Annotated in this window: 13 protein-coding genes and 1 tRNA gene; 7 read left to right on the top strand and 7 right to left on the bottom strand. The window is 39.7% G+C overall.

Annotated elements, in window-relative coordinates; genetic code table 11:
- The first annotated feature begins 19 nt into the window (after positions 1-19).
- The gene (msrB, locus tag ACIPUA_RS08685) at positions 20-433 is read left to right on the top strand and encodes a peptide-methionine (R)-S-oxide reductase MsrB (RefSeq protein WP_042843621.1); all 414 of its coding nucleotides are present in this window, start codon (positions 20-22) and stop codon (positions 431-433) included.
- Positions 434-547: 114 nt separating this feature from the next.
- Entirely contained in the window at positions 548-853 is a 306-nt protein-coding gene (locus tag ACIPUA_RS08680; protein ID WP_042843623.1) for a YeaC family protein, read from the top strand.
- A 131-nt stretch (positions 854-984) separates the two neighbouring features.
- Here the strand turns inward: ACIPUA_RS08680 and pncA are convergent, their stop codons facing one another.
- From pncA to sppA, 3 genes are all read right to left on the bottom strand, one after another.
- Positions 985-1,611 carry a bifunctional nicotinamidase/pyrazinamidase gene (pncA, locus tag ACIPUA_RS08675; RefSeq protein ID WP_048607284.1) on the bottom strand — a complete coding sequence of 209 codons (627 nt, stop codon included), beginning with the start codon at positions 1,609-1,611 and terminating at the stop codon, positions 985-987.
- A 14-nt stretch (positions 1,612-1,625) separates the two neighbouring features.
- Entirely contained in the window at positions 1,626-2,645 is a 1,020-nt protein-coding gene (gene ansA / locus ACIPUA_RS08670; RefSeq protein WP_042843625.1) for an asparaginase, read from the bottom strand.
- Positions 2,646-2,815: 170 nt separating this feature from the next.
- The gene (gene sppA / locus ACIPUA_RS08665; RefSeq protein ID WP_042843626.1) at positions 2,816-4,672 is read right to left on the bottom strand and encodes a signal peptide peptidase SppA; all 1,857 of its coding nucleotides are present in this window, start codon (positions 4,670-4,672) and stop codon (positions 2,816-2,818) included.
- Between the two features lie 460 nt (positions 4,673-5,132).
- On the opposite strand from sppA, the gene ACIPUA_RS08660 reads away from it, so the two are divergent.
- Genes ACIPUA_RS08660 through ACIPUA_RS08650 form a run of 3 tightly spaced genes read left to right on the top strand, consistent with a single transcriptional unit; the run spans position 5,133 to position 8,668 of the window.
- Entirely contained in the window at positions 5,133-5,684 is a 552-nt protein-coding gene (locus ACIPUA_RS08660; RefSeq protein WP_042843627.1) for an NAD(P)H nitroreductase, read from the top strand.
- Positions 5,685-5,695: 11 nt separating this feature from the next.
- Positions 5,696-6,739 carry a selenide, water dikinase SelD gene (gene selD / locus ACIPUA_RS08655; protein ID WP_042843629.1) on the top strand — a complete coding sequence of 348 codons (1,044 nt, stop codon included), beginning with the start codon at positions 5,696-5,698 and terminating at the stop codon, positions 6,737-6,739.
- Between the two features lie 3 nt (positions 6,740-6,742).
- Positions 6,743-8,668: a DNA topoisomerase III gene (locus ACIPUA_RS08650; RefSeq protein WP_042843630.1), complete on the top strand. Its 1,926-nt coding sequence runs from the start codon at positions 6,743-6,745 to the stop codon at positions 8,666-8,668.
- A gap of 59 nt (positions 8,669-8,727) precedes the next feature.
- Here the strand turns inward: ACIPUA_RS08650 and xthA are convergent, their stop codons facing one another.
- Positions 8,728-9,540, bottom strand: a complete 813-nt coding sequence (xthA, locus tag ACIPUA_RS08645) for an exodeoxyribonuclease III (RefSeq protein ID WP_042843631.1) — start codon at positions 9,538-9,540, stop codon at positions 8,728-8,730.
- 546 nt (positions 9,541-10,086) lie between these two features.
- Between xthA and ACIPUA_RS08640 the strand changes: the two genes are divergently transcribed.
- Positions 10,087-10,962: a LysR family transcriptional regulator gene (locus ACIPUA_RS08640; protein ID WP_449059564.1), complete on the top strand. Its 876-nt coding sequence runs from the start codon at positions 10,087-10,089 to the stop codon at positions 10,960-10,962.
- A gap of 1 nt (position 10,963) precedes the next feature.
- On the opposite strand, the gene ACIPUA_RS08635 is transcribed toward ACIPUA_RS08640, so the two are convergent.
- The 3 genes from ACIPUA_RS08635 to ACIPUA_RS08625 form a co-directional block, all read right to left on the bottom strand.
- Positions 10,964-11,048, bottom strand: a tRNA-Tyr gene (locus tag ACIPUA_RS08635).
- Between the two features lie 158 nt (positions 11,049-11,206).
- A complete protein-coding gene (purU, locus tag ACIPUA_RS08630; RefSeq protein WP_042843633.1) occupies positions 11,207-12,055 on the bottom strand; it encodes a formyltetrahydrofolate deformylase in 849 nt (282 codons plus the stop codon).
- 99 nt (positions 12,056-12,154) lie between these two features.
- The gene (locus tag ACIPUA_RS08625) at positions 12,155-12,634 is read right to left on the bottom strand and encodes a YchJ family protein (RefSeq protein ID WP_042843634.1); all 480 of its coding nucleotides are present in this window, start codon (positions 12,632-12,634) and stop codon (positions 12,155-12,157) included.
- Between the two features lie 125 nt (positions 12,635-12,759).
- Between ACIPUA_RS08625 and rssB the strand changes: the two genes are divergently transcribed.
- Complete coding sequence (rssB, locus tag ACIPUA_RS08620) at positions 12,760-13,761, top strand: two-component system response regulator RssB (protein WP_042843635.1); 1,002 nt, start codon at positions 12,760-12,762, stop codon at positions 13,759-13,761.
- Positions 13,762-13,823 lie beyond the last annotated feature (62 nt).

The following is a 13,823-nucleotide window of genomic DNA, read 5'->3' as shown; positions in this document are numbered from 1 at the left end:
TTAAATACATGGGTAAATTATGTCAAGTAAAGAAAGACAAGGCATTGATATTTCAGAGCTAAATGAAATGCAGCGTTATGTCACGCAACAGGCGGGCACCGAGCCCCCATTTAGTGGGCAATTATTGCATAACCGTAAAGATGGTGTGTATGAATGTCTGTGCTGTGGTTCACCTTTATTTATGTCTGAGACTAAATTTGACGCGGGCTGCGGGTGGCCAAGTTTCTACCAACCCATCAATGATGACGCCATTAAATACATTGAGGATTTTTCTCACGGGATGCACCGTATTGAGGTACGTTGTCAGAACTGTAATGCGCATTTGGGGCATGTATTTCCTGATGGTCCAGAGCCGACGGGCCAACGATATTGTATTAATTCAGCATCATTAAGCTTTTTGGATGATGAGGGAGGCGAAAAGGTACGTGGTTAGTGAGCTGAAGCAAGCTGAAGTTGAAAAAAATACCATAGCAATAACGATTCAGCTATATGGGCAAAAATAATAATAACCAAATACGAATACATTATCTTTTTAAGGAGCATTACGGTGAGTGTTGAAGTAAACCCAGAACAACTTGAGCAACTACTAGCGGCGATGACCCCAGAGATTTATGAGCGTCTAGTGACAGCGGTTGAGTTAGGTAAATGGCCTGATGGCGTTGCATTGACTCGCGAGCAAAAAGAGCACAGTTTGCAAATGGTATTGTTGTGGCAATCACGGAACAACCATAACCCAGAGCATATGACTGTTGGGACTGATGGTGAAATTACGATGAAAAGCAAACAAGAACTGAAAGCCTTATTCCAAGGTGAAATGTTAGCAACATTGAAGCCACAAAATAATGATGAATAGGGTAGGTAAGAATTAGTCATCGAAAGAATAATAAAAATACCATTGCGCGAGTGACAGGGTCACAACAAGTTTTCTCAGCATTATCATTGTGATAAGTATTTGAGAAAACTTGTATATACACAAATATTGTCTTAATTTAGGTCGGCAAGGGTGATTAACTTCGCACCTTCCTTTTCCATACTTTGCAGTGCTTTTAAGCTATCATCAGCGGCTAAATTAACGCCTCGGCACCCATCGGTGAGGACATCAACCGTATAGCCTAATTTTAATGCATCTAATACTGTGAACTTCACACAATAGTCAGTGGCAATCCCCATGACTATTAGATGGGAAATATTCTGAGCCTGTAGCCACCCATGTAACTGGGTTTGGCTGACTCTATCGTTATCAAAAAAAGCACTGTAACTATCGACTTGCGGGTTTTCACCTTTGGTAAACACCTGTTCAATGGCTTGCTGGTTCAATCGTGGGTGAAAATTAGCGCCAAGCTCACCTTGCACACAATGTACTGGCCACCAAACTTGGTCAAGGCCATTGAGTTTGCCTATCTTACCGACTTTTGTGCCTGAATTAACAGCAAAGCTCAAGTGTGTGGCGGGGTGCCAATCTTGGCTGGCAATAATGGTGATGCGTTGTTGTGTACAGTGTGCAATGGCTTTATTAGCGACCTCAATGACATGTTCGCTTTCATTAACGGCTAATGCCCCGCCAGTACAAAAATCATTTTGTAAATCGACTAACAATAAAGCTGTTTTCATTGTGCCCCCAGTATTTAGTCATCAGCGTAACTCAGTTCACCGCGTAAGTTATTTTGCATTAATTCACGAATTAATGCAGGTGTGTAATTTTGGCTGAGTAAGTAATGCAATTTACTTAATGCTGCCTCAAATGTCATATCATAACCACTGATCACCCCGGCGTCTGCTAGTGCGTGACCTGTCGCATACCCTTCCATATTGACTCGGCCAGAAATACATTGTGTCAGGTTGACCACAATAATCCCTCTATTAGTTGCTTCGCGTAGTATTCGCAAGAGTTCGGGCTGTTGAGGGGCATTACCCACGCCATAAGAACGTAAAATAAGTGCTTTGACGGGTTGTTGAAGAATATTACGCACAATCTCAATGGATAAGCCAGGATAGAGAGTAACAACACCAATAGGTTGAGGGGTAATCCGGTGAGCTTTAAATTCGCCTATGCCAATGGGAGCTGGACATGTATTAAATGAGCGAATATTTATCCCTGCCTCCATTAAAGGGGAACAGTTTGGGGAACTAAAGGCATCAAAACCATCCGCATGTGCTTTGACGGTACGATTACCACGATACAACTTATTATTAAAAAATAACCCAACTTCATTTATTGGATAATTTGCGGCGAGATATAGGGCGTTTAATAAGTTAGTTTGCCCATCTGAACGCAGTGCCTCTAAGGGTATTTGTGACCCTGTCACTATCACCGGTTTTTTCAAGTTTTCAAACATAAATGATAATGCAGAAGCCGTAAATGCCATGGTATCCGTACCATGCAAAATCACAAAGCCATCATATAGGGGGTAATTCTCGGAAATATCATCGGCGATAAGTTGCCAGTCCTCTGGTGTAATATCCGAGGAGTCTATCAGAGGTTGATGTTCGCGAATGGTAAATTCAGGCATCTCAAGGCGGTGAAACTCGGGCATTTGTGCCAATTGCGCTTGTAGGTGACCAGAAACAGGAATATAGCCTTGTGGCGAATGGCGCATGCCGATGGTTCCACCTGTGTAGACGACATAAATTGATTTTTTTTGCATCTTATTACCTAAATTATCACTGCGCAGTGAAGAAAAATGATTATTAGGATTTTGACGTATTTATTGGTGTATTACTATCGTTAAGTTGCTAATTGCTAGGTTTAAATTAGGTAGTTAACTAGATTGTGAGATAAATCCCCTTCAAACAAGTTGAAGGGGAAAAGGGGCGATTAGTTGATTTCAGCACAGTTAAGGCAAAATGCATAGCGATTTTGCGGGTCATTCATTTTTAGGAAAAATTGTGCTTGCTGGCGAATATCCGTCGCGACTGCGGGAGGTAGGAATACTTGTAGTACATCCGGCATTGCGGCTTGAACATTGGTGGTTAATTCAAGTAGCAGTTGATCCATAAAAGTCAGCTCAGGTTTCATCCAATCTAGCTTAACATCAGTGAGTTTAGCTAGTTCTGCGGCTTTATCAACGGCATTATCAAAATCACCGAGTTGGTCAACTAGGCCATTTTTGAGCGCATCCTGACCTATCCATACACGGCCTTGAGCAATCTTGTCTATTTCAGCAGGGGTTTTGTGACGTGATTTAGCGACCAAACCGATAAATGTATCATAACCATTTTCAATAGTAATTTGCATCATATCGGCAAATTGTGGGCTAATCCCTTTGGTTAGTGAAATATCTGCAAGGGGAGATGTGGATACCCCATCGGTATAGACGCCAATAGAATCTAATGATTTTTCAAACGTATTGATAACACCGAAAATACCAATTGAACCCGTTAAAGTACTAGGGCTCGCAATAATATAATCAGCAGGCGTCGATACCCAATAGCCCCCAGATGCGGCCATGCCCCCCATTGAGACTACAACAGGTTTCCCTGCCGCATGAGCAGAAGCGAGTTCGCTACGGATCAGGTCAGATGCACTTACACTACCACCAGGACTATTAACGCGTAATACAATGGCTTTAATATTATCATCTAGACGAGCATCACGAATTTGAGCTGCAATGGTGTCTCCACCTGCAATACCCGCAGTTTGAGGGCCGTCCATAATCGCACCTTGAACAACGATTACAGCAATATTCCCCCCTTGGCTTGCAGTTGTATCGGCTATTTTCGCTGAGTAATCGTAAATACTGATATTATTAAACTGCTTATCTTCTTTATTCCAACCGAAATGCTTAGAGAGTAAATCTTCAACTTGTTCATTTGTATATAGTTTATCCACTAACCGTTGTTTTAACGCATACTGAGCGTTATCGCCCTTAACAGCACGTAATTGCGATAATATCGCATCTGCACCCGGGAAAATTTGAGCACTGGTCATTTTGCGATTTGTGGCAAGTTCAGATAAATAGTTGTTCCATAAGGCATCTAACCACTGTTGATTGGCTAAGCGTGCCTCTGGTGACATATCGTCACGCATGAGTGGCTCAACAGCAGATTTGTAAGTCCCCACACGGAATATATGACTACTAACCTTAAGCCTTTCTAACAGCGACTTATAGTACATGCTGTTAGTCGCAAAGCCATAAAGCCCTACAGTGCCTTGTGGTGTTAAATAAATATCATCAGCAAAACTTGCAAGATAGTATTGTGACTGGTTATAACTGTTGCCAACAGCATAGACAGATTTCCCAGCAGCTTTGAACTCGTTAATGGCTTTACCGATGTAAGCCAAAGAAGGCTGGTCAGCCCCCGTTAAGTTATCTAAACGTAATACCATCCCTGTAATGCGGTCATCGCTAGCTGCGGTACGAATGGTATCGACAATATCAAACAAGGAGTTTTCTTGCATACGGCTATTTGAGGTGCCTAATAACTCACGACTCATACGACCGAATGGATCAGGAGCGGAGACTTGGTCAACAATCACACCCTGTAAATCGACATACAATGCCCCGAAATAGTTTTTCTCGGGTTGAGAATCTGATTGATAAAGGGCAATTGAGCCAATCACAACAAAAAACAACACTAGGAAAATAGCATTGAAAACAAATTCTCGGATAAAATTTAACGCTCGCCAGCTAATTTTAAAAATGGTAGCGATGATGTCCCATAATTGACGCATTTTCTCTCCTATCCTGCCTATTTTGCTCCCCAAGGTGACATTAATTCACTGACTGCCAGTTTGGAGGACAAACTATTTGGATACTATTAAAAATTGTATTTAGTATAAATAAGGTGTAAGCCCTTTGTTAGATGAACGAAAAGCTATGGTCTTAAAGCCAACCCTCAACCCGATCATCATTTCTCACTTTCAGTCGGTTAGTATTAATTAATACAATTACTTGGCACTGAAAGCGGTTTTTATGCATAACAAAATTGTGTTACACAAGGTACAATATCTCAATTATATTTTTCACCAGTGACAAATGATACAATTCAATGAATTTATAACGTAATTTACTCAATAATTAATGGTTATATAGTGTAGGCGATTTTCTCTTAGGCTTAAACTAAATATAGTATTGGTATAATTATCTAATTGAATGATTATCATATCAGTTTACTCTTAATCGGAGACAACCATGGATGCTTTAACCCTTTTGTTGAACCGCCGTTCAGCTTCTAGACTCAAAACGCCAGCCCCACAAGGTGAACAGCTTGATAATATACTTGCAGCAGGGATGAGAGCACCTGATCACGGCGCATTGAAACCATGGCATTTTGTGATCATGAAAGATGATGGCATTAAACGCTTCAGTGAACTGCTTGAGAAAGCGGCAATTGAAGGGCAGTTAGGCGAGGATGTTGAAGAAAAAGCTCGCAATGCACCTTTTAGAGCGCCATTAATTATTACTGTGATTGCAAAGCTAAAACAGCATCCTAAAATTCCTGAGTGGGAACAATTGGTTGCAGCAAGTTGCACAGTACAAGCTATGCAAATGGCTGCAGTTGCACAGGGTTTTGGTGGAATTTGGCGTTCTGGTTCATGGACTGAAGATGCGGTCGTTCGTGCAGGTTTAGGTTGTGGCGAAAACGACCGAATTGTTGGTTTTCTTTATTTGGGGACACCTGAACTTAAAGCACCTGCAAAAGTACAAGCCCCTGATATGACAGGATTTGTAACTTATTTTTAAAGAGAACAATAATGACTGAGAAAATTAGACTAACACAATATAGCCATGGTGCAGGTTGCGGCTGCAAAATCGCACCAAAGGTTTTAGAACAAATTTTACATACAGAACAAGCTAAATTTCACGACCCCCATTTGTTAGTTGGTAATGAAACTAAAGATGACGCTGCTGTTTATGATTTAGGCAATGGCATTGGCATCATTAGTACCACTGACTTTTTTATGCCAATTGTTGATTCCCCGTTTGAATTTGGCCGTATTGCGGCGACTAATGCGATAAGTGATATTTTCGCTATGGGTGGTAAACCGATTATGGCGATTGCAATCTTAGGTTGGCCAATCGCTAAATTACCACCGGAAGTTGCACGTGAAGTTATCGAGGGGGGACGTGCCGCTTGTGCGGATGCTGGGATATCCCTAGCTGGAGGGCATTCAATTGATGCACCTGAACCTATCTTTGGTCTAGCAGTTACTGGCGTCGTTAATACCGAGTACGTGAAGAAAAATAGCGCAGCAATAGCAGGCTGTGAGCTATTTTTAACGAAACCTTTGGGGATTGGCGTATTAACTACTGCGGAGAAAAAAGGGGTTCTTGCTGAGGAGCACCAACATTTGGCAGCTGAAACTATGTGCCAGATGAATAAACTGGGTGCTGAGATTGCTCCACTTGATGGAGTAACCGCGATGACTGATGTGACGGGTTTTGGCTTGTTGGGGCATTTAAGTGAAATCTGTGAAGGTTCTGGTGTCCGCGCTGAGATTGCTTTTAGCAAAGTACCTAAATTAACGGATGTTGAGAAATATATCGAGGCAGGTTGTGTTCCTGGTGGGACATCACGGAATTTTGATAGTTATGGGCATCTTATTGGCCCAATGAGTGATATGCAACGTAACTTACTGTGTGATCCTCAAACATCTGGCGGTTTACTTATTGCCGTCAAACCTTCAGAAGTCTCTAAAATTAAAGAGATTGCACAGCAACAAGGTGTTTTGTTACAGTCTATCGGGAAATTATTACCCCATCAGGACAATGTTCCTTTAGTTGAAGTGATAGATTAATTCATGCGTTTGTTTATTGCGGAAAAACCGAGCCTTGCAAGGGCTATTGCTGATGTACTGCCGAAACCACATAAGCGTGGTGATGGTTTTATTCAATGTGGTGATGGTCAAACTGTTACTTGGTGCATAGGGCACCTTTTGGAGCAGGCAGAACCCGATGCCTATGAACCTAGGTATGCGCGTTGGAATTTGCAAGATTTGCCGATTATCCCCGATAAGTGGCAATTAAAGCCGCGCTCCGCGGTAACCAAACAATTAAAAACGATTGAAGCACTGCTTAAACAAGCAACTGTCGTTGTCCATGCAGGAGACCCCGATAGAGAAGGACAGTTGCTGGTTGATGAGGTACTCGACTTTTTAAAGCTTGATTCAGAAAAACGCAAAAGCGTAAAACGTTGCTTGATTAATGACCTTAATCCACAGGCTGTTGAGCGGGCCATTGACCGCTTAAGAGAAAATCGTGAGTTTATTCCTCTGTGTGTGTCAGCATTGGCACGAGCACGAGCTGATTGGCTCTACGGCATCAATATGACTCGAGCGTATACCTTATTGGGGCAACGGGGGGGCTATCAAGGTGTTCTCTCTGTTGGTCGGGTGCAAACACCAGTTTTAGGGCTGGTGGTCAGGCGCGATGAAGAAATAGAAAACTTTGTTCCGAAAGACTACTTTGAAGTTAAAGCACACATTGTGACTCCGCAAGATGAGCGTTTTGTTGCTGTATGGCAACCTAGTGAGTCGTGTGTCGATTTTCAGGATGAAGAAGGGCGCTTATTTCATCGGCCTTTAGCGGAGCATGTCGTTTCGCGTATTGAAGGTAAGCCGGCGATAGTCACGCAGTACCAAGATAAACGTGAAACTGAGATTGCTCCTTTACCTTTCTCTTTGTCAGCTCTGCAAATTGAAGCAGCCAAAAAATATGCACTCAGTGCACAGGAAGTCTTGGATATTTGCCAACGTTTATATGAAACGCATAAATTAATTACCTACCCGCGTTCAGATAGTCGTTATCTACCTGATGAACATTTCGCTGGTCGCCATAGTGTATTAAATGCAATAGCAGTGCATCAGCCGTTACTCACTGAATTTGAACTCCCAGAGTTAGATAAAAAAAACCGTTGTTGGGATGATAAAAAAGTCGATGCTCACCATGCGATTATTCCTACAGCAAAAGCCACTGCGGTAAAACTTACAGAGAATGAAAGTAATATTTATCAACTGATTGCGCGGCAGTATATTATTCAATTTATGGCTGATGCGGTTTATCGTAAATGTACAATTGATTTAGAAATTGAAAAGGGTAAGTTTATCGCTAAAGCGCGTTTTTTAGCTGAAGCAGGCTGGCGAGTTGTCTTAGGAAATAAAGAGCGGGACGCTGAAAATGATGGTATGCCTTTACCCATCGTGAGTAAAAATGACGAACTTCTGTGTGAAAAAGGGGAGGTTGTCGAAAGGCAAACACAACCACCAAGGCCTTTTACTGATGCTACTTTATTGTCTGCTATGACAGGAATTGCTCGTTTTGTACAAGATAAAGCATTAAAAAAAGTATTGCGAGAAACTGATGGCCTTGGTACTGAAGCGACGCGTGCTGGAATTATCGACCTATTATTTAAACGGCAATTTTTATATAAAAAAGGGCGTTATATTCATTCATCGCCTGCTGGGAGAGCATTAATTCATGTGTTGCCAGATATGGCGACTTTACCGGATATGACCGCACATTGGGAGTCTGTTCTGACTCAAATCAGTGAAAAACAATCACGTTATGATGATTTCATGCAGCCACTAAGCCAAACGCTGGTGCAATTAATTCATCATGCTCGCCAATTTACGAATTTGCGTACATTTAGAGAGTTACCTCCACCGCCTTCAAAAAGCGGGAAGAAAGCAACGAAAACAAGCAAGAAAACTAAAAAGAAAGTCGAGTAACTAATACAGTAAAAGGTGCTATATAGCACCTTTTACTTGCCGTGTACGGTGTTAAATAATTATTTGGTTAAGTTAAACTCAGACCATACAGGGGCGTGATCTGACGGTTTTTCCATTCCACGAATGTCATAATCAATCCCTGTTGCAATACAACGCTCAGCTAACTTGTTAGAGGCGAGTAATAAGTCTATCCGCAAGCCACGGTTATCATCGAAACCTTTTGAGCGGTAATCAAACCAGGAGTAGCAGTCATTGACATCCGGGTTCTTCGCGCGGTAAGTATCGACTAACCCCCAGCCCAGTAGGTTATCTAGCCATTCACGTTCTTCTGGTAAAAATGAACACTTACCTGTTTTTAACCAGCGCTTGCGATTAACATCTCCAATACCAATATCTAAATCGGTTGGACTGATGTTCATATCCCCCATAATTAATAATTGGGAGTCAGCTGTTTGTGTCGACGTTACATAGTGCTGTAAGTCTTGATAGAATTTTTCTTTGGCTGGGAATTTCGTTGGGTGGTCACGGCTCTCCCCTTGAGGGAAATAACCGTTAATTACCGTTAATGGCCCTCGCTCTGTGTGAATATCAGCCATAATAATACGGCGTTGGGCATCTTCATCATCAGTTGGAAAACCTTTTCGTACATCGATAGGTTCATTTTTAGTGAGTAGCGCAACACCGTAATGTGCTTTTTGACCGTGATAAAAAACATGATAGCCCAGTTGGCTCACTTCCTCATAAGGGAACATATCATCATGGACCTTGGTTTCTTGTAAACCAATGACTTCTGGTTGATGTTTTTCTATAATAGCGGCAAGTTGGTGAGGGCGAGCTCGCAGGCCATTAATGTTGAATGATATGAATTTCATGGTTTTTTTATCACCTATGCTTTAATGATTATTGCCTCAGATTCTAACAGATGATGACCACACTGTATAACCCTACATAGCGTACTTTAATTCAAAAATAAATTATGTAGACTACTGTAATAATAGCAGTAGGTAATACATTTGACTGATACTGTATATTATATAAATTAATATCAACGATTTTAATTATCTATTATTGTTAATTGGGTGAATTATGACTAATTTATTTTTTATTGAAAATTAAGGTATGTTAAATAATATCTTAATTAAGTATATTTAATTTCATTTAAAGTCAGTTGGTTATTTGTATTTTAATGTGATTTAATAGTCTAGCCATAAAAAATAATTAAGCTAAACAGTATAATATATTGCTTTGCTATGTTGGAAATTATAAAAATACCTTTATGAAATATTGTTACTCATTCAATAAAAAAATTAAGATTGTCTTTTTATTTGGTGAGTTGAATTATGGGCTAATCAACATTTTTTTACTTATATAATTACTCTTGTTGATTAACATTTTAATAATAGAATGGGGTCATAGATATGTTCTTTTCAAGAAAATTAGAGGCGTTTATGGCGGTTGTGGAAAATGGCTCGTTAAGCAAGGCTGCTAGGGTGATGAACCGTACGACACCTCCCATAGCGAAGTCAATCAAGGATTTCGAAACCAGTTTAGGTAAACGGCTTTTTAAGAGAGAAAAATTTGGAATGACATTAACTAAGGATGGCCAGGAACTTTATAATGATCTTAGGGATCTTTATTTACAGGAGAAAGAAATTACTAAAAAACATTTTTCAGGCTACATTGTTAATGAGGCTAATATTTATTATGACTGGGGAAAAGAAGGGCACTTAATCAATTTATATCAAGCAGTTCACCTCAATAATGTACAAGTTAATATATTGAGGTTTAATTATGATGAAGTGGATGAGATTGTTGATTATGATGGTAATACACTTATTCTCAGTTCTGAGGAAGTTGTTAGTGAGCGTTTCTCATTACAAAAAAAAATAGAGAACTCACCATTGGGTATATATTGTCGTAAAGAACTATATGAAAAATACCATTATAACCTTATTGAGCTATTACAAAAAAACACTTGGTTATGTGACCCTGCATTTTATAAAAGTTCGCTAATGAGTGGGTTATTAAAAAAAATTGAGACCACCGATAACAAGATTAGCGTAAGACAAATGGACAATATCGGTTGTTGTCAAAGTTTTATTCAAGATGGTGACTTTATTGGCATTACTGACCATTATCCTGAAGAAGAGTTAATTGATAAGTCATTGATATACGTATCAATAAATAATTTTCTAGGGCAAAGTGAATGTTATGTCTATAAGTCAAAATCACATTCTAGTGTGTTAAATCGCTTTATGGGCGTTGTTGATAAACTGGGAGGTGAGTATAACTGAATGGTGGTGGGAGAAGGATTCGAACCTTCGAAGTCTGTGACGGCAGATTTACAGTCTGCTCCCTTTGGCCGCTTGGGTATCCCACCTAATTTTGTATTGCTGTAATCGTTCACAGCGGGCGGCATCATATCAAATGACGCGCCGCTGTAAAGCATTAATTTACAATAAAATACTCGTTTGCTGTTTTTTTGTTCTTAACGCTTGTAATATCAACAATTTATTGTTGTTTAAGCCAGTTTTTGACTTATAAAATAATCGTTCGGTTACCATATACAAATACACGCTGAGCTAATACCCAATATAATGCATGGCTAAGTACATTTTTTTCAACATCTCGGCCAGCACGCATCATGTCATCAGCAGTGAATGTATGGTCTATATTAATCACGTTTTGTGTAATGATTGGTCCCTCATCAAGGTTATCATTTACAAAATGCGCTGTTGCCCCAATAATTTTTACCCCGCGCTCATAGGCTTGGTGGTAAGGTCTAGCACCAATAAACGCAGGTAAGAATGAGTGGTGAATATTGATAATTTGGTTTGGATAATGCTGAACAAATTCTGGTGTTAAAACACGCATATATTTGGCCAGAACCACATAATCAGGCTGATACTGGTCAATTTGAGCTGTCATTTTTTCATCATGTTGTTCACGGGTTAAACCTTCGTGACTAATATGGTGGAATGGAATGCCAAATTGCTCGACCAAGTTCTTCAAGGTGTCATGGTTACCTATAACAGCGGCAATCTCAACATCTAAGCCATCATAAGCACTCTTCATGAGTAAATCACCAAGGCAATGAGCTTCTTTGGTGACCATGATAACAATGCGACGACGCCCAGCTGCGTTTAATTCGCGTTTAGAACCCACAGGCAATGCATCGTCAAGGTCTGCTAATAGAGTTTCATCGTTAAAAATCCCTTCCAGTTCGGTCCTCATAAAGAAACGGCCTGTGCGGTGATCGACAAACTCATTATTCTGTACAATGTTGAGCTGGTGTTTATAGCAAATATTGGTGATTTTCGCGATAAGTCCTTTCGCGTCAGGGCAAATTGTCCTGAGAATTTTCTTTTGTACATTTTTGTGTTGCATGAAACTGTCTAATCCTTAACTAGCAAAGCTTATATAATAAAGCTAATGACAAACTGAGTGTTAAATTTGCGTTGATACAAGTAAATAAACGAGCGATAGCTAACTTGGATTACAGCACTTTTTATATTTTTTGCTAGAACCACAAGGGCATAAGTCATTACGACCCACTTTTGGTGTTATGCCATCTATATAATACCAACGCGAATTTATCCGAATAAAACGGGAACGTTCATGAATAAGTTGTTTATGATCAGCTTTTTCATCAATAAAGCAAGCCGAAAATTCGACATAGCCTTCATCAGGATTTTTAGCATAAGAAGAACTAATAACACAAAGTCCTAGCCATTGTGTCTGTATAAAACTATTGATTAGCTCTTTACGGTATTCTTCGGCATGGCAATCGGGGTGCCATGTCTCAATAAGGTAATCAACATTGTGATGTACATAGGCGCTGTAACGTGAGCGCATGAGTTGCTCAGGTGTCTGGGGAATTGACAAGCCTCGCAAAAAAGGTGAGCAACAATGTTCAAATTGTGCTTCATTACCGCAGCAACATCTATCTTTTGCTTGTGATGGCATAACACTCTCGATAAAAATAAGTATAAGATTGAAAAATCACTATACTTAAATTGTGGGTGAAAAATAATTTTATAGTATGAATAATAGTATTGTTAATTAAACCAGGTCATTGCAGTAGGTATCTTATGAAAAATAGAAAAATACTGATAGTAGAAGACGAAATCACCTTCTGTACAATCTTAAAAAACTACCTTGAGACATTAGGGATAGAGATCTATACCGCAAAAAATGGTCAATTAGCAATAGAAATGATCACAATAAGCCATATAGAACCTGATATCATTCTTTGTGATTTAAATATGCCAGTTATGGATGGCGAAGCATTTATGCGGGAGTTAGTTGCTAGAAATATTAACATTCCGGTGATAGTCATTACAGCAACCACTGATTTTACGCAATTAGACAGAATGTTCCGTTTAGGGGCGACAGATGCGTTATTAAAACCGATAAAAAATTTAGATGAAGTTAAAGTTACCATCCTTTCAGCGTTGTATCCTGAGCAAGACGACTTATCAGAACAAATAGGCGATAATATTTCTGCATTGATGGAAAACAATCCGCAAGACATGCTTACCGTCTTGAAGCAATTGCAGCCGCCAGTACACCAAATAATTAATGGTTATAGAATTAATTATCGCCAACTTAATGAAGCTAATCGGTTTGGTCTGTTGTTAGACTTAGCCGCTATTTCAGATAGCCAAATTGGTTTTTACTGTATAGATACGGAGCGGTCTCATCAAGAAGGCGTCATGGCTGCTTTTTTAATCCGGGTTGTATTTAATGATTTATTGAAAAGCGCCGTTAGCTATCCAGATAAAAAACTACCAAATATTGATAGGATTATTAATCAGATAAATCATTTATTGGAAGATTCCGGTTTTAATGGGCAATTTCCTTTACTGTTGGGGTATTTTAACACGCAAAATAATTCGATCATTATGGCTAGTGCTGGGTTAGAAGCCGATATAACGACAGAAAACTCTCATTTTAAATTGGCAAGAAACCTGCCTCTTGGGACACTCAAGTTTTATCAATCGAATCATTTGGAGATAAAAGGGGCTGTCTGGCAGTGTTTAATACGCAATAATAGCCAAAAAATAAAACTAATGTTTAATCCTGAAAATTAATTCATTCTTAAAAAGTGTTGATAACGCGTTTTAAATAGCCGCATTCGGACTCGTCACTATTT

Source organism: Providencia sp. AGC89, from assembly GCF_053543535.1.
Note: the sequence above shows the minus strand (reverse complement) of the source record. Positions and strands in the feature narration are given on the sequence as shown.

What these genes read in the sequence shown, in the direction of transcription:
- pncA (WP_048607284.1), bottom strand. Translation starts at nt 1,611, where the DNA reads ATGAAAACAGCTTTATTGTTAGTCGATTTACAAAATGATTTTTGTACT.
- purU (WP_042843633.1), bottom strand. Translation starts at nt 12,055, where the DNA reads ATGCAACACAAAAATGTACAAAAGAAAATTCTCAGGACAATTTGCCCT.
- ACIPUA_RS08660 (WP_042843627.1), top strand. Translation starts at nt 5,133, where the DNA reads ATGGATGCTTTAACCCTTTTGTTGAACCGCCGTTCAGCTTCTAGACTC.
- sppA (WP_042843626.1), bottom strand. Translation starts at nt 4,672, where the DNA reads ATGCGTCAATTATGGGACATCATCGCTACCATTTTTAAAATTAGCTGG.
- selD (WP_042843629.1), top strand. Translation starts at nt 5,696, where the DNA reads ATGACTGAGAAAATTAGACTAACACAATATAGCCATGGTGCAGGTTGC.
- ansA (WP_042843625.1), bottom strand. Translation starts at nt 2,645, where the DNA reads ATGCAAAAAAAATCAATTTATGTCGTCTACACAGGTGGAACCATCGGC.
- ACIPUA_RS08625 (WP_042843634.1), bottom strand. Translation starts at nt 12,634, where the DNA reads ATGCCATCACAAGCAAAAGATAGATGTTGCTGCGGTAATGAAGCACAA.
- rssB (WP_042843635.1), top strand. Translation starts at nt 12,760, where the DNA reads ATGAAAAATAGAAAAATACTGATAGTAGAAGACGAAATCACCTTCTGT.
- xthA (WP_042843631.1), bottom strand. Translation starts at nt 9,540, where the DNA reads ATGAAATTCATATCATTCAACATTAATGGCCTGCGAGCTCGCCCTCAC.
- msrB (WP_042843621.1), top strand. Translation starts at nt 20, where the DNA reads ATGTCAAGTAAAGAAAGACAAGGCATTGATATTTCAGAGCTAAATGAA.
- ACIPUA_RS08650 (WP_042843630.1), top strand. Translation starts at nt 6,743, where the DNA reads ATGCGTTTGTTTATTGCGGAAAAACCGAGCCTTGCAAGGGCTATTGCT.
- ACIPUA_RS08640 (WP_449059564.1), top strand. Translation starts at nt 10,087, where the DNA reads ATGTTCTTTTCAAGAAAATTAGAGGCGTTTATGGCGGTTGTGGAAAAT.